Source organism: Flavobacterium sp. ALJ2, assembly GCF_015594725.1.
GTDB lineage: Bacteria > Bacteroidota > Bacteroidia > Flavobacteriales > Flavobacteriaceae > Flavobacterium.
Genome location: NZ_JADNRC010000006.1, coordinates 121926 through 138928, shown reverse-complemented (window position 1 = coordinate 138928; position 17003 = coordinate 121926). Strand labels below are relative to the sequence as shown.

Here is a 17003-nt window from a genome sequence, read left to right as displayed (position 1 = left end):
TCTAGTTACCCATTATATCATTTTATGCCTAAAAACAATAATAAATTCACTTGCTGTAGACATGTTATTTATGAATTATAAAACAAAGAGGTCATCTTTTTTAGATAACCGCTAGTTATTTTTCTTTGTGGAATAGAATATAAATCTGCGCTATGTTATTTATATTTAATTATGTAAAAAAAATTAATTCGTGATAGAAAGATCTACTTCTGGGTTAGGGGTAAAATCTTTTTCAAGTTTTGAGATTATTACTGCACCCGCAGCATTACCTATGAAATTGGTGATTGTTCTGGCTTCATTCATAAATTTATCTACACTAAATAAAAGAGCCAATGCCTCTACAGGAAATTTATGTAATGTAGTAAAAGTAATTGTTAAAGCTATAAAACCAGAACCTGGCACTCCTGATGCTACTTTTGAAGTTATCATAATTACTAATATTATAGTTATAATATCCTCTAATAACAGCGGTATATCAAAAAGCTGAGCAACAAATAATGTACAGATAGGTAAAAATATAGATGCACCTGCTAGATTAAAAGAATAGCCAAGTGGTATACACAACCCTACAACAGCTTTACTGCAACCTGCCTTTTCAAGCTTAGCAACAATAAGTGGAAAAGCTGTCCGAGATGATGAAGTACCGAAAACAATCAATAATTCTTCTTTAATATAAATTAGAAACTTCCAAAGACTAATTTTATAATACCTAAATATAAGTCCTAAAACTGCAAAGATGAAAAAGGCCATAGTAATATAAGTAGTTGCTAATAGTTTGCCTAATGGCAGTAGGCTATCAATACCAAACTTGGAAACCGCATAAGCCATACCTCCAAAAGCAGCAATTGGTATGAGATAAAATAGATACATAAGTATCTTATATAAAAAATAAGATACTTTTTGGAACTTAATAATCAATCGTTCTCTATGTCGTGAAAAACTTAGTGCAATCCCTAATAATATGGCTAATAATAGTACTATTAAAGGCCTGTTAAGTATCAAAAAATTAAACCAGTTATCATTAAATTGAGCATTACTAATCTTTGAAGGAATAGCAATGGTAGCAATATGGCTTTTTGCTATTTTGCCTGGTTCAATAAATAGTGCACTTGCTACACCCAATAAAATTGCCAGTGTTGTAATTATAATAAAATAAGCTATTGCTTTAAAACTTATACTACGAACTTTTTTTAAGTTACCTACTCCACTTACGCCTATTACAATAGTTAAAAAAATTATAGGTTGAATAAATGGTTCAATTAAATAAAGAAAACTTATTCCTAAAAAATCTAATCTTATTCCTTTTTCAGGAAAATAATGACCTACAAGAACACCCAATAATAACGCCACAAATACATATGAGGCTAAATTTTTTACAAATTTTCCTGACACAGATGTATTTATAGGTTGCTGATTTTCCATTATATGATATTAAATAATGAACAAAGATATAAAGGTTATTTAAAAAGTAATAAGTCCAATGACAATAGCTGTAATTAACATTGCGAGAGATGAGCCTAATGCCCATTTAATTGTGAATTTTAGATGATCCGAAAATTCAACTCCAGCTAGACCTACTAAAAGATAAGTAGATGGTACCAATGGACTTAACAAATGTACTCCTTGACCTATTAATGAAGCTGTTCCTATTTCTAATTTTGTAGCTCCAAGATGAAGACCAGTTTCGGTTATAAGGGGTAATATCCCAAAATAATATGCATCATTGCTTAAAAAAAAGGTTAATGGCGCACTGGTTACTGCAGTTAGAACAGGAAATAATCTTCCCCAAGTATCTGGTACTACAGATATCATTGATTTCGCCATAGCATCCATCATCCCTGTCCCTGAAAGTATACCTGTAAATATCCCTGCAGCAAAAATCATTGATGCTACCGAAAGAGCATTACCAGCATGCAATTTAAGAACCTTTTGCTGTTCATCTATTTTTGGATAGTTAATAATTAGAGCTATACAAAAAGCAATCATAAATGAAACTGCAAGTGGAAGAACATCAAACATCATTGTTGTTAAAAGCGTTAGTGTTAAGGCTAAATTAAACCATATAAGCCCTGGTCTTTTTAATTGTCGCTGTACTTCTATTATTTCTTCGTTATCTAAATATGGATTTATAAAATCTGTTTTTGTAATTCTCTTTTTTTCTTTTATCCCAAGCCATACTGAACATAAAAGTACCCAAACAACTCCACCAATAACTACAGGTATCATAGGCACGAATAGTTCTGTTGCATCCATATGAAGTGTAGTCATTGCCCTTGCTGTAGGTCCGCCCCAAGGGAGAATGTTCATTACTCCACCAGCAAGCATTATAATACAGGATAGCACCAACGGATTCATCCCTAATTTTTTATACAATGGCAACATTGCAGCTACTACAATCATATAAGTTGTTGCCCCATCTCCATCCAACGATACAAGAACAGTAAGTACAGCCGTACCAAATGCAATTTTTATAGGATCACCTTTTGCAAATTTGAGTATCAGGTTAACTAATGGATCAAATAATCCAGCATCAATCATTATACTAAAAAAAAGTATTCCAAAAATGAGCATAATGCCCGTAGGAGCAATATTTTTTATACCATCCATAATGATAGGGCCTAAATCTGATGCAAAGCCTCCAAAAAGAGCAAAAATTATTGGTATAAGTATTAGTGCTGTTAACGGAAACAGTCTTTTAGACATGATAAGGTACATAAATACGATAATCATTGTAAAACCTAAGATAGTAAGCATGGTAATATATATTTTAAGTTATTAATTTTCTGATTTAGACCAGTCAAAAGAATTTCTAAAACCTAGCAATACATAATTACTAGTATCCGAAGACCCTAATTGGTTGACAAAAGAGAACTCTAAAGCTGATTTTTCTCCCATATTAATTCCAAGACCTGCAGTGATCCTGTTACTATCGAACTGTTCTTCTTTTACAACATTCATACGAATTTCATTTTTAAGTATACCGTATAAAATATTTTTCTCACTTGCTTTATTTAAAGGAATTTTAAATGAAACAAGATATCTAAGCCTAACAATAAAATCGTCTGGATTTGTTAAAAACCGTTCTTCTATTCTGTATCGGTGTAGTAAAACCGTTCTTCCTATCTTATTTTTAAAAGATACCTGCTGAAAAGGTCTATTTTCATAACGTATCTTTTTTTCCATATCACTATTATAGGGTTCTAAAACAAGAAACATATATCCCATGGCTGGATAAATTTCATTTTCCAGTTTTCTCTCAAGATATGTTGAGACTAAAAAAAGACGCGAATCTTTTACCAAATCATAAGAACGATATTGCGATAAAGCAGTAAAACTGTATTTTTGATTTAATTTAGCCGACATTGTATATTGGAACCATGTGTTAAGATTATCTTTCTGAGCATTACTATTGACAGAAAATAAAATTAGAAAAAACAGAATTGATATATTCTTTATATTCATTTTGATAATTATTAGATTTTGATCTTGATAAAAGTATATGAATGGTATATGGAAAAAATCTAATTTTCAGTGAACGACATATTTAATAAGTGAACTACACAATAAGGTTTGATGAATAAAATTATATATGCAATTTTAAAGGCTTTTTTTTAAATGGTAAGTAATTTATATAATAAAAAAATATGGTTTTACTAATAAATATTATTATTCTGCTAGTTGCATTCCGACTTCTCTTTGAACAAAAGATTATCAATCGATTAATGACAAAACAGTGGAATAATCTAATTACATTTCAGCATTTTATCTTTTTTATAATCTATAGTACAGCCTTAGTAAATAGTACGCTTTATTTTACGACAATGCCTTACGCATTATACAGTTTACTATTTACGATGATTGTAAACATTATGCTTTATATAGTATGCTATTCTTATCTTGTGGGCAATTATTACCAGACCAATAAATATCCGGAATATATTTTGTACGCTCTTATTTTATTCATATCTACTTCTTTGTTACGTTTACTAGTTGAACCAAAATTTCATGTTAACCATATAGTTAATCCAAATGAAAGTCTTTTTTTAATAAGCGTTTATGCATCTCAGAGTATTGTCATCTTAGTAGCTTCATTTTTAGGAATATCAAAACACAAATTTTTAATAGAATATGAGTATAAGAATTTAGTATTTAAAAAAAATGAAACGGATCTTAATTTAATGAAATCTAAAATCAATCCTCATTTTTTATTAAACACCCTCAATAATATCTATTCTGGGAGTTATAATCCGCAAAAAAACACTTCAGGAGCCATATTGCAATTAAGCCAATTACTACAATATGTGATATATGAAACAGACAAGAAGACGATTACTATACAAAAGGAATTTGAAATGATGAAAGCACTTGCTGGTTTATATCAATTAAAATACAACAATACACTTCCAATAGAATTTGAACTTAATGATGAAGAAATTCAAGAACAATTAGAAATACCTCCGTCGATTTACTTTACACTTTTTGAAAATGCATTAAAACATTCTGGTATTGGCAATGAAAAAGAGTCGTATATAAAAGTACAATTTTACAAGGATGAAGATTACATTGTCCTTAAACTAACCAATTCTATACCTTATCAAAATATAAAAATCAACAACCATACCTATAAAGGAATGGGGATGAAAGCATTAAAAAAAATATTAACTATTCAATATGCAGAAAACTACAGACTAGTTGAAGAATTATCAAATAAAACGTATTTTTCTACTCTCAAAATTAAAATATGAAAGAATTACAAACCTTAGCTGTTGACGATGAGTATCCCGCACTTGAACTTATTAAAACCTATTGTACTAATCTTAAAGGAATAAATTTATTAAACACATTTAGTGATCCTGAAAATGCAATTTTGTTCCTAAATAAAAATGAGGTTGATTTACTAATCCTTGACATAAATATGCCCAACATAAATGGCATTGAACTTTTAAAAAAGGCTGAAAAAAAACCGCTTTGCATTTTTATAACTGCAGAAGAGCAACATGCAGCTAAGGCATTCGAACTGGATGTCATAGATTATCTTATAAAACCTATAAGCTTTGAGCGTTTTGAAAAAGCAATAACTAAAGCAAAAGAATATTACCTTTTTAAACAAACAAAAGATACCGTAGAGGATTTTATCATGTTTAAGTCAGATTATATTATAAATAAGATTAAACTCGATGATATATACTGGGTAGAAGGTTTTGGTGAATATATAAAAATTGTATCCCGATACAAAAAGCACATGGTATTAGAACGGATGACAAAATTTGAAGAATTACACCGTCATCTCGGATTTATAAGAATTCACAAATCATATCTTATAATAAAAGAGCATATAGCTTCTTTTAATTCACGTACTGTACTATTAAAAAATGGAAAAGAATTACCAATAGGACGCACCTATAAAAATAACCTTAAATTAAATTAAAACTTTCTTTTAAATTGGAAAGTTACTTGAGTTACTTTTTTTAGTAATTTGATTGTCACGGATTAAAAAAGGCATTGATTATCAACTGTATGTTGACAATCAATGCCCAATAAATGAATTAGGTAGTAAAAGCTACTTATTTTTTTGTTTTAAAAACTTTATAACAAACAAAAAGAATACCCAGCCAAATAGGGATTAATTCTACGGATAATTTCATATTAGTAATCCACATGATTGATAAAATCCCTAATAAGAATATCAAACAGATGTAATTACTTACCGGATAAAATAACGAAGGAAACTTAGTTTTTGTTTTTTCTTTGTCTTTTGCAAGTCTAAATTTGAGATGCGTATAAGAAATCATAACCCAGTTAATAATCAAAGAAGAGACTACTAAAGACATCAAAATACTAAAAGCCTCTTCGGGAATTACTTTATTTATTAAAATACAGATAGCCGCAAAGCATGAAGAAATTAAAATAGCATTAATAGGTACCGATTGCTTGTTTAACTTCATTAAAAACTTAGGAGCATTACCTTGATCCGCTAAACCATATAACATCCGTGAGTTGCTATATACGCTACTATTATATACTGATAAAGCTGCAGTTAATACAATTAAATTAAGTGCATTAGCAATAAGGCGTGTAAAAAATATTTTGTTACCAAACAGCTCAAATTCCATTCCATTTAGATTTTGAAAAACCATTACAAACGGACTACTATCAGTAGTAATTTGTTGCCAAGGCGACAAAGCAAACAGAATAACCAATGCACCAACATAAAATATAAGGATTCTATAGATAACCTGATTTGTAGCTTTTGGAATGTTTTTTTCTGGATTTTCTGCTTCAGCTGCCGTAATTCCAATTAGTTCTAAACCGCCAAAGGAGAACATAATTAGAGCCATTGCTGCTAATAAACCTTGAAAGCTGCCATTAGCTGTTTTTTCAAAGAAACCTTTTGGAAAAAAACCTCCATCGTTATATAAATTATGAATTGTTGCTTGCTCCCCCCCTGTACCACTTATTAACAAATAAGTACCAAAGAGTATCATAGCAATAATAGCGACAACTTTTATGATTGAAAACCAGAATTCCGTTTCTCCATAAACTTTTACGGAGGCAAAATTCAAAGCATTGATGATTAAAAAGAAAAATAAACTGGATGCCCACAGCGGAATTTCTGGCCACCAAAACTGCACATATACACCAATGGCCGTAAGTTCAGCCATACTAACTAAAATATATAAAATCCAATAATTCCAACCCGATGCAAAACCCGCAAAAGATCCACAATATTTATAAGCAAAGTGACTAAAACTTCCTGATACAGGCTCTTCAACAACCATTTCACCAAGTTGTCTCATAATAAAAAAAGCGATAATTCCAGCCAAAGCATACCCTAAGATAACTGATGGGCCTGCTAATACAGCCGCTGGACCAATACCCAGGAAAAGCCCTGTGCCAATTGACCCACCTAAGGCAATTAACTGAATGTGGCGGTTAGTCAGCCCACGTTTAAGCTGATTATCTTCTACGTCTTCATGGTTATTTTTCACAAATTATATTTTTTAAATGTGTTAAATGTATAAAAAGCGAAGATAAGTTAAAAAAGGAATCACACAAAGCATGCATTATGCTAAAACTTCAATAAAGAATTCTGTAAAATGGAATAAATGTTCTCAAAGCAAAGTAATTCGTGATATTATAATCTAAAGAATCAGCTGATAAATATTGTTCGTAAGTAATTTAATTTAATAAAATTGCTTTGAATTCTTCTAGTTCATAAAAAAACTCGTCATTTCTTGACATGGCAGCATTGATTTTATATTGTGTATACTAAGTCGACGACGTTCATCAGCACTTCGTTAGAAGACTTCGGAGAGCAGAGTAATTGAAAAGGCTAATTCAGAAAGCAACTTCCAACGAATCTACCAATCAAATTGATTACAAAAATGTAGATTAACTTAATGTGTAGTTTTTATTTGCATATGCAAATGTTCCAATACTCTTTAAAATTGAGGCATTGAAAAGGGTTACAAATTAAGCATAATTAGTTTTAAAATTACATAAACAAATCGAAACTATTTTACAGGACTATTTAAGTAAGATTATTACTCAACTTAGTCATAAAACTCACATGGTCTGAACCTTCCATTAGGAAGTACCTGTCTTTTTTAGTACTTTTGTTTCCTTTTTTTTACACAATATAATATTATAATGGCACACTCAAATAATGATTTAATCCGTTTTTTAGAAGCACAAAACCAGCTGTATCTTACTGCTCTTTCTGAAATTAAAAAAGGAAAAAGAGAGGGACACTGGATGTGGTTTATCTTTCCTCAAATTGCGGGATTAGGTACTAGCGATACTGCCAAATTTTATGCCATTACAGATTTAAAGGAAGCTACGGAATTTGTTACTCATCCTATTTTAGGAAAACACCTTATCGAGATTTCTGAGTTAATGTTAACTTTCAAAATGAAATCAGCCGAATCAATTCTAGGAGAATTAGAAGCTAGAAAATTACGTTCTTCAATGACGCTTTTTACTTTGGTAGAAAACAGCAATCCAATTTTTCAGGAAGTACTAGATACCTTCTTTTCAGGAGAACAAGACCCACTCACCTTGTCCATTATTAATTCAATTATAGAAGCATCTATTGAAACGACTGTGCTGTAACTATACAATACAGCAATAGATTATTTACTCAAAAAAGACACTATATTGTATTTGCAATTGCAAATCAGTAGTGTCTTTTTAGCTTTATAATTGTGTCATTTTATATATCAAATAAATAATATATTCTTTATTTTTTCTCATCACTAAAATAGTTTTCAAACAAAATCAATTGGTTGGATAAGGCTTTACTCCAATACTTTGTGTCGTGTCCACCTAGAGATTCTATATAAAGATGTTCTACTTTTTTGGTTATTAATAGTTTATGAAAATCTCTGTTCATATCAATCATTTGAGTATCATCAGTACCACAATCGAATATATAAAACTGGTTTGACGATTGCATTTGTTCCATTTTATCAAATGTAAAATATTGCTTTGGTAAGCTTCTAAATTCTCCTAAAACTTTATTTACTTGATAATTATGGAAACTTTCCCCAAATCGATTAAAATCTAATGCACCACAAGAGCTGCCTACTATTGAAAAAGTATTTTGATAGGCAATTCCAATATTGGTTGCACCATATCCTCCCATACTCCATCCTAAGATCCCTCTAAATTTTCGGTTCTTAATTGTTGGGTAATTAGCATCAATGTAGTCAACTAATTCTTTTCCGATAAAGGTTTGATACTGTGAAGATTTATTTACAGGACTATCTACATACCAACTATTAAAATTACCGTTAGGCAATACATAAATAGTGTTATATTTTTGAGATTTTGTTATAAGATCCGGAATATCCTGCTTATAGGTTCTATCTGGATTACCGCTATAACCATGAAGTAAATAAATAGTTTTATAGGTTGCTCCATCTATAAGTTTGGGAGTAATAATTACGGTTTCAATTTCTTTATTCATCTTTGTGCTATATACATTCTTATGAATACTATTTTGCGCAGAAATTGATAACGATAATCCAAGCAGTCCAACTGTGGTAAGTAATGTTTTCATTTTTTGTTTTTATTGATATGACAAAAGTCAAACATAAAAAGGTCTAAAATATTTACATATGTTGAGTTTCAAAAAACTTTTCTTATACTTAAACAGTAAATAATATTTGGGTATTTTGCATACTTTTTCAATAATAATTTAAGTCAGAATAGTACATCAAAAAAAAAATGATGAATTTAACAGAAAATAATTTAATTCTTACATACAAAATTTTACTTTTGTACTTTAATTAAAAATACAAGCATATTATGAACGACTTATTCGCCAAAATCACAACTGAATTTGAAACATTCAAAACGGAATATGAATCTCTAATGGATAAAGGTGTGAAAGCAGCTGGACCTAGAGCTCGTAAATCAACTCTAGAATTAGAGAAACTATTGAAAGAATTCAGAAAAGTTTCTGTAGAAGAATCAAAAAAATAATTCTATTAAATTAAAAGCCCTCTAGAAAATTCTAGAGGGCTTTTTCAACCTTCTTATTTAAGTAAGTTATTTAACCAATTAAATATTAATATACTAAAGAAGATGATTTTATATACTTATCCGATGATTTAGTTTGATCTTCAACAAGAGCACTAGGTGCATTATTTTTTAAGAATTCAATTCCTTTATCGCGTAAAATCCTATCTTCATAAATCTTGCTCATTCCAATAATTTTTCCGTTAAAAGCTTTCAAATTAAAATAAACCTTATCGTTTGAAATAGTTTTTTTAAAGAATTTAGAACTATCTTGGGAATTACTTTTCACAGATTGCACTCCTTTTTCACACATAAATTTTCTTGTGTATCCGCTGCTTCTTAAAATTGTATCTCCATTTTTATCAATAAAACAAAATTGAAACTCATCATTTGCATTTTTTGTAATTACAAATTTTTCCATTTTTTAAAATTAATTATGTATTTAATAAGTATTCTATCATTTTTAATCATTGAATGTCACTGTAAACGTACTTCCCACTCCAACTGCACTTTCAACGCTTACAGCTCCATTCATTGATTCTATTTGATTTTTTGTAATATATAAACCTATACCATGTGAGTCTTCATGCTTATGAAATGTTTTATACATTCCAAATAACAAATGTTCATATTTTTTTAAATCTATACCTAAACCATTATCGGTTATTGTGAAAACTTTTTTACCATTTTCGATAAAGAAATTAAACTCAATTATTAAATTTCTTTCGGGATGAGCGTATTTAATAGCATTTGTACAAAAATTCAACAAAACACTTTCCAAATAAGCAGGATTAAAATTTATCGTTGCGTCTTTCGGAATGTTATTTATAATTGTACCAAAGTTTCTATAGTTATATGCACTAACAACATTTAATACTTTCTTTAAATAATTATTTAGGTTTAAAGGTTTAACAATAATGTTTGTGTTATTCTGAATATTAACTATTTGAGATAAATCGGTAATTGTTTTATTTAAATCATCAGATACAGTTCGTAGATAACTAAAAGCTTCACTATTCTCTGTGTTTTTGTTTTCTGCATCGATCATATCTAGAAGTAATTTTAGATTTCCCGCATGCGAATTCAAATTATGAGCTACTATATGCGAAAAATTCAATAATTGACTATTTTTTTCACTGTATAGTTTCATTGTTTTAACTAATTCAAGCTCTTTTTCTTTTTGAGCTGTAATATCAGTATGTGTTCCTATAACTCTTATTGGCGCACCATTACTATCACGTTCTATTACTTCACCTCTGTCTAGAATCCATTTGTATTTTCCACTAGAAGTTAATACTCTATGAAAGTTTTCATAAAAGGGTGTTTTATCTTCAAAATGCTCATTAATAGCAGCATAATACTCTTCTAAATCATCTGGATGTACAATTTCATCCCAACGCTCGGGATTATCAAAAATATCTGTAGAATTTATTTCTAGAATTTTAAAGGACTGTGAAGAATAAAAAACAGTACTTGTTTTAATATTCCAATCCCATACTCCCGTATTTGAAGCTTCAAGAGCAAATTGAAAGCGCTCTTCTAAAACTTTTAGTTTTAACTCTTGAGCTTTTAACTCTGATGCATTAATAAGTTTTCCAGAAAAAACAGGATTCCTGTCTTCTCGAGATTTGGAGCGAAAATTATTCATAGCTTTAGAACTATTCTTGTTATAAAAATCGAATACCATATCTTGTATTTCTAAACTAGTTATCACTAAATTTAAATTGACTGTAGATCAAGATAAATTTTCACAAAATCACTTTCATTTGATTCTAAAAGAATCAAAAAACATAATAAGGAATATTAAAATATAATTATCTCTTACTATACATGACAAATATACTACCAATGAAATCATTACTTTATAGTACATAAAACTACTTAATGTAGAATTTGTTCTACAAAATCTAAATAGGCTCATAGCTTTATTTCATACAAAAAAAGCGAGGAAATAATAAACCTCGCTTTTTTATATTTATGCCAATAAAATAATAGTAAGTGAAACTACACAGTCTCATCATGATATAAATGAAAAATCTTAATTAGTTCGGCCAAATTATCTACTTCTAGTTTTTCAAAAATTCTGTTTTTATAAGTACTAACAGTAGTTTTCTTTATCTTTAACAATTCCAGTATTTCTAAATTCCCATAGCCTTTAACAAACAAATGAGCTACTTCCATCTCTCTGTTTGATAATACTTCTAATGGATTAGTTGGTTTTTTAGAAATATAAGAATCTAGTATTTTGTCTTTTATGTTCTGAGTAATGTATTTTCCAGATGAAAGCATTGAGTTTATTGCTAATTTCATTTCATCTTCTGAACTTTCTTTGGTTAAATAACCTGATGCACCAGCATTTAGATATCTCATAGCATAGATACTTTCTTCTAATCCAGAAAATATCAATATTTTTACATCGGGCTGAATTGCCTTAATTTCAGCTAATATATTTATACTATTACCATCTGGAAAATTCACATCTAAAATCAATAAATCGATTTTAACTTCTTTTAAAATTTTAAACGTATCGCTAAAAGTTGCTGCCTTGTGAACCATTGCATTCGAGAACAGCTCTTTAAGAATCAAGTTAACTCCCTGACGTACTACAACATGGTCGTCGGCAATTAAAAAACTATAGCTATTTGATGCATTCATTGTCTATAAATTAAATTATTACAAACCTATTTATTGCTGTTTCAATATAAACAGATTTCATTTTTTCACTCATTAAACTGGACTCAATATTAAATTAAATACAACTTTTGTGCCTTTTCCTTCTTCACTTTCAATATTAATTTCACCATCAAATAATTCAACTATTTCTTTACATAGGTTTAGTCCTAAACCAACTCCTAAGTCATTCATTTTATTAGAAATAGCTCCTTGATAATATAACTCAAATATGTTCTTCAAATCATTTTCGGGAATACCAATTCCTCTATCCTGAATTTCAATTTTTAAATTATACTCATAATCTGAGTTTTTCTCAAGATCAAGATTAATAGATATGAGTCCGTTTTCTGTAAATTTATTTGCATTCCCGACTATATTATAAAACAGTTGATGAATTTTTGTTGCATCTGAGTAAATTTCATCATCTGAATTTAAATTAGAATTTACTTCTATTTTATTTCCTTTGCTTTCTACCAATGAGTCCAGTGAATTGATAATCTGATCTATTTCATTCTTTAAATAAAAATTCTTGTTCTTTAATTCAAGTTCATGATTTTCCTCTTTAGAATATTCTAAGATTTGATTAGATAATAGCAATAATGAATTAGTGGTAAATTGGATGGATTTAAAAGTATCTTTAATTTCAATATCTTGTATAGAAGAACTTATTTTTTTACTATACATAGAAATTATACTCAAAGGCGACCGGATCTCATGACTAATCATTCCCATAATTCTATTTTTAAAACTCAAACTTTGACGAATTTGATTCTGAGCTATAGTCAGTCTTTTTTCGTATTCGAAAGCCATTCTGGTAAAACTAAATAGAATAACAGATATAATTAACATTACTATTATTAGTACCAATAAAGTATAATTTCTAACTGTTATATTTGATTTATATTGATTCTCTAATTTTTTTTGAGAATCAGCCTGAAGTGTATTAATAGGTTGACTATAATTTGGTAATAGTGTAGCGCTAAGATTTAATAATTTATTATTAAGTTCCGTTAATTTTAAATCCTGATCTCTTAATTTAGAAAATGACTGTTTTAAATTATTAAACTGTTTTTCATAGTATTTATTAGTAGTCAAAAAAACATTTTTTATTTGATCTTCAATACTGCCTGATACAAGTTTATCATTATACTTCATAGTCACAATGATTTTTAACTGTTCTTTTTGCACTTCTGTTTTTCCTGCAAGTGCATCACCTAATCTAGAAAAAAGACCTTTTTTGGATACGCTGTCAATTTTTATATAAGAATCAGTTTTTATGTTATCTAGGATATTTTTGTATTCAAATTTTTTAAAATCTAATAAATTTAAAATTTCCTTATCATTAGGTTCTGTTTGCAAATTAATAATAGAGTCAATCATCGATTTAAGGGTTAAAATACCCAACTCTGATTTATTTTTCTCTATTAAAACTTTTTTTAACTCTGTGTTATTTTCGGTAGCATTATTCAATTTATCAACTAATTCACCTGTCTTAATTAATGAGGCCGAATATTTTTTTAGCGAAGCTTCGTCTTTATTATTTATATAATGGTTGTAGTGTTTTTGAGAATTAATAAACGAATCATTAATCTCGTTGGTCAGTTGCTTCAAGTTGCCTAAACTGGTTATCGAATCAAAAAATTTCGACATTTTAGTCTCATTCGTTGTTTCATTATACCAAATTATGACTGCTATAATTTGCAAAAGAATTACAAATGTAAGTAAAGTATAATGGATTACTTTTCTATGTTCAAATTTTAGTTTTGTAAAACTAAATCTATCGCTTACCAAATTCTTTTCAATCAAAATATATATATTTTAAGATAAAAAATGAGTTTAAAAAATTACAACTCATAATAACTGTTTCTAATATAGGTATTTGATGTAGTACTATGTACTACAATTTGAAATAGATATTCCTTTTTTAAAATATTAAATTATGACCTACAATTAAAAATAAAACAAGCAGAATTGAGAGCCTTATTTTTGTGCAAAAATTAATACTAAACTAAAATCAGAACAACTATTTAAAAGAGATTTGGGGAAGGTCTTTTAAAAAAATAAAAAAATAAAAAGGTTCATACAGTTTACATATTTTAATTATTATTTATTAGAAATAAATTTATACAAAAATAAATTGCAAAAACGTATCATTATGTAGAACATTAGGTAATCATACTCTAGAACTTATTCTACAAGTAGCCGTTTTTTATTCTATAAAAACAAGAATAGGACAGCAATTTAAAATAAAAAAAACTATCCCTACAAATTTTGTAAAAATTTTTATTTAAAAACCATAAGTTATCTTAAATATAGCACTTTATAGAAATTATTTAACAGAATAACAATAAGTACATCAAAGGTTAAATTGATAATTGTTGCCCGATAATTTTATTTCATGATTGCGAATCAAGGCAATTTAAATGAAAAATCCCAAATAAAACTTAATATACAAGCCTGATTTTGGTATATATAGTAGTTTAAGGTAATTTTGTCAAAACGAAAAGAACTGGTAATGATAATAAGAAAAGCAACAATAAAAGACTCGAACGATATTGCAACATATTTACTATTGGCAATGGAAGACATAGTGTATAAGTTTATTGGAGAGCATAACTACACTAAAGCTAGAGATTTTTTACTACACTTTATAGAAAAAGAAAATAATCAATATTCTTATAAAAATTGTTTTGTTGTAGAAGATGATAATGAAATTATTGCAGCAGTAAATATATATGATGGGGCAAAATTGCACCTCTTGAGAGAACCCATAGCACAATATGTTAGAACACATTTTAATAAAAATTTTAATCCCGAAGACGAAACACAAAAAGGAGAGTTTTATATTGATACATTAGGAGTCAATCCTAAATGCCAAGGAAAAGGTATAGGTTCAAAACTACTACAGTTTTTGATAGACGAATATGTAACCAAAAAACAAAAAACATTAGGTTTGCTTGTAGAAGATGGAAATCCAAATGCTAAAAAATTATATTTAAAATTAGGATTCAACCCTGTTGGAAATAAAACACTAGTTGGAAAAACATTAGAACATCTTCAGATAAAAGCATAAGTTTGACTGATACATTGATAGATACATTTTATTAAACTTAAAAGAGATGGTAAATAAAAAAACTATCTTTGCACAAAATAATTATAATAATAATAATACCACATTACAATAAGGAATTTTAATATTCCTTAATTTTTAAGAGATACCATTGAAATTTACTTTAAGAAATAGCCTTACTAGGCGTAATTTTTTTGTTTTAGGAATTATTTTTGTTGTTCTTACTTTGTTTTCTATTTACATATTAAGCAATTATATTACGCAAATATCTGAGAAATCTAATTCTACTAATGAACTACGTAGCTCTATTAAAAAGCAAGAAGTTCTAGCACAGGAGTTTTCTCGATTTCTTGAAATTGAAAAAGAAATTAAGCAAATTATTAAGATTAGTACTCCTCATAATCTATCTAATAATTTAAAAGTTTTAAGCACTATACATGCAACTCAAAACCTTGTTAAAAACAATTGGTTCCAGATAAATAATGGCAAAATTGAATTTAAAACACCTACTAACACCTCTAATTTAACAGCTGATATAAATGATTTAATTACCAAAAATGGCAATAAAAACAAACTTAATTTCATTGTTAAAGATGGCAAAAGTATCTTCTGGCGCATTTATTTTAAGTCTCATACAGTAAACGGTACAGTAGTACGCTATGGTTATGATATCGATTTGAAATCATTACGATTCTATTTTTCAACTGTAGATCAATGGGCAGAAAATTATGCTTTTGTATTTGATCAAGATGGAACTATACTTTACCATCCCGAAATTATACTTATAAATCAAAATATCTTTAAGGTAACAGATATTATTCCATCAGATACTATATTTGCTCCCAAGAAAGATTTTACCAAAAGAATAGCTCTTTCGGAATATTTAAAATTAGACATTGTTAGGTACACAAAACGGTTAAAAGTAGAAGGTACTAATTGGTATGTTTCTGTCAATTTTCCAGAAAACATTTCAAATGAAGATGTAGATGACATCAAAAAGTATGCATCATTAATTTACCTAGTAACAACAGCAATTTTAATTATATTCTTTTATCTCTTTACGCTTTTTACACGCAAAAACTTTCAGGAAAAGGAAGCTCTTTCATTAGAAAAGAACAGATTGTTATTAGAAAACGAAAAGGTAAATAAAGAAAAAGCACTGATTCAATTGCATCAATTAAAAGAACAAATAAATCCTCATTTTTTATTCAATTCTTTGAATTCTCTTTATATGTTAATTGAAAGTAACACTGGTGTAGCTCGCAAGTTTACTTTAAATCTTTCTAAAATTTATCGCTATTTAATCAATCCTCCTGAGCAAAACATTGTTACTCTTAAAGAGGAGCTCCTTTTTATTGAAAAATACATTTTTTTGCAACAAACCAGATTTAAAGAGGAATTTGATTTTGCGATTACAATCGAAGATAATAGTGTTTTATCTAAGAAAGTTCCTTATTTAGCCTTTCAAATTGTCATAGAAAATGCTATAAAACACAATATAGCATCTGATGAGAATCCGTTAAAAATTACAATTATAATTCAAGAAAACAAGGTAGTTATTACCAATAACCTAAACGAAAAGCAAAACTTAGGAATAGAATCTAAATTTGGTCATAAGTACTTAAAGAGTATTTATAACTACTATTCAAAAGCTGATTTTGAAGCTTTTAAAACTGATGAATTTTTTGTCTGTATTTTACCCTTAATTGAATAAAAAAAGCATTCACTCCCAAAAAAA

15 protein-coding genes are annotated in these 17003 nt (G+C 28.4%); 6 read left to right on the top strand and 9 right to left on the bottom strand.

Annotated features, from left to right (window positions below):
* Positions 1–183: 183 nt before the first annotated feature.
* The 3 genes from IUY40_RS08730 to IUY40_RS08720 are packed head-to-tail and all read right to left on the bottom strand — an operon-like array spanning position 184 to position 3462.
* A complete protein-coding gene (locus tag IUY40_RS08730) occupies positions 184–1422 on the bottom strand; it encodes a cation:dicarboxylase symporter family transporter (RefSeq protein WP_195736483.1) in 1239 nt (412 codons plus the stop codon).
* A 39-nt stretch (positions 1423–1461) separates the two neighbouring features.
* A complete protein-coding gene (locus IUY40_RS08725) occupies positions 1462–2754 on the bottom strand; it encodes a CitMHS family transporter (RefSeq protein ID WP_195736482.1) in 1293 nt (430 codons plus the stop codon).
* Positions 2755–2775: 21 nt separating this feature from the next.
* The gene (locus IUY40_RS08720) at positions 2776–3462 is read right to left on the bottom strand and encodes a DUF2490 domain-containing protein (protein ID WP_195736481.1); all 687 of its coding nucleotides are present in this window, start codon (positions 3460–3462) and stop codon (positions 2776–2778) included.
* A 182-nt stretch (positions 3463–3644) separates the two neighbouring features.
* Between IUY40_RS08720 and IUY40_RS08715 the strand changes: the two genes are divergently transcribed.
* Together IUY40_RS08715 and IUY40_RS08710 are read left to right on the top strand one after the other, a co-directional pair.
* A complete protein-coding gene (locus tag IUY40_RS08715) occupies positions 3645–4745 on the top strand; it encodes a sensor histidine kinase (protein WP_195736480.1) in 1101 nt (366 codons plus the stop codon).
* Positions 4742–5428, top strand: a complete 687-nt coding sequence (locus IUY40_RS08710) for a LytTR family DNA-binding domain-containing protein (protein ID WP_195736479.1) — start codon at positions 4742–4744, stop codon at positions 5426–5428. Before IUY40_RS08715 ends, IUY40_RS08710 begins: the two co-directional genes overlap by 4 nt.
* Before the next feature lie 136 nt (positions 5429–5564).
* On the opposite strand, the gene IUY40_RS08705 is transcribed toward IUY40_RS08710, so the two are convergent.
* The gene (locus tag IUY40_RS08705; RefSeq protein ID WP_195736478.1) at positions 5565–6989 is read right to left on the bottom strand and encodes an amino acid permease; all 1425 of its coding nucleotides are present in this window, start codon (positions 6987–6989) and stop codon (positions 5565–5567) included.
* 661 nt (positions 6990–7650) lie between these two features.
* Between IUY40_RS08705 and IUY40_RS08700 the strand changes: the two genes are divergently transcribed.
* Positions 7651–8112: a DUF1810 domain-containing protein gene (locus IUY40_RS08700; protein WP_195736477.1), complete on the top strand. Its 462-nt coding sequence runs from the start codon at positions 7651–7653 to the stop codon at positions 8110–8112.
* A gap of 127 nt (positions 8113–8239) precedes the next feature.
* Here the strand turns inward: IUY40_RS08700 and IUY40_RS08695 are convergent, their stop codons facing one another.
* Positions 8240–9061 (bottom strand): alpha/beta hydrolase-fold protein, encoded by an 822-nt coding sequence (locus tag IUY40_RS08695; protein WP_195736476.1) that lies wholly within the window; start codon positions 9059–9061, stop codon positions 8240–8242.
* A gap of 248 nt (positions 9062–9309) precedes the next feature.
* On the opposite strand from IUY40_RS08695, the gene IUY40_RS08690 reads away from it, so the two are divergent.
* Positions 9310–9486, top strand: coding sequence for a histone H1 (locus tag IUY40_RS08690; RefSeq protein WP_129538570.1), 177 nt, complete (start codon positions 9310–9312; stop codon positions 9484–9486).
* Between the two features lie 85 nt (positions 9487–9571).
* Here IUY40_RS08690 and IUY40_RS08685 read toward each other — a convergent pair whose 3' ends face one another.
* The 4 genes from IUY40_RS08685 to IUY40_RS08670 all read right to left on the bottom strand — a co-directional run bounded on the left by IUY40_RS08685 (position 9572) and on the right by IUY40_RS08670 (position 14001).
* Complete coding sequence (locus IUY40_RS08685) at positions 9572–9943, bottom strand: YegP family protein (protein WP_195736475.1); 372 nt, start codon at positions 9941–9943, stop codon at positions 9572–9574.
* A 42-nt stretch (positions 9944–9985) separates the two neighbouring features.
* A complete protein-coding gene (locus IUY40_RS08680) occupies positions 9986–11170 on the bottom strand; it encodes a PAS domain-containing sensor histidine kinase (RefSeq protein ID WP_229335469.1) in 1185 nt (394 codons plus the stop codon).
* Positions 11171–11526: 356 nt separating this feature from the next.
* Positions 11527–12177, bottom strand: coding sequence for a response regulator transcription factor (locus IUY40_RS08675; protein ID WP_195736473.1), 651 nt, complete (start codon positions 12175–12177; stop codon positions 11527–11529).
* Positions 12178–12249: 72 nt separating this feature from the next.
* Entirely contained in the window at positions 12250–14001 is a 1752-nt protein-coding gene (locus IUY40_RS08670; protein ID WP_195736472.1) for a HAMP domain-containing sensor histidine kinase, read from the bottom strand.
* Between the two features lie 709 nt (positions 14002–14710).
* Here IUY40_RS08670 and IUY40_RS08665 point away from each other — a divergent pair.
* Complete coding sequence (locus tag IUY40_RS08665; RefSeq protein ID WP_195736471.1) at positions 14711–15268, top strand: GNAT family N-acetyltransferase; 558 nt, start codon at positions 14711–14713, stop codon at positions 15266–15268.
* Between the two features lie 148 nt (positions 15269–15416).
* Positions 15417–16979 (top strand): histidine kinase, encoded by a 1563-nt coding sequence (locus IUY40_RS08660; RefSeq protein ID WP_195736470.1) that lies wholly within the window; start codon positions 15417–15419, stop codon positions 16977–16979.
* Positions 16980–17003 lie beyond the last annotated feature (24 nt).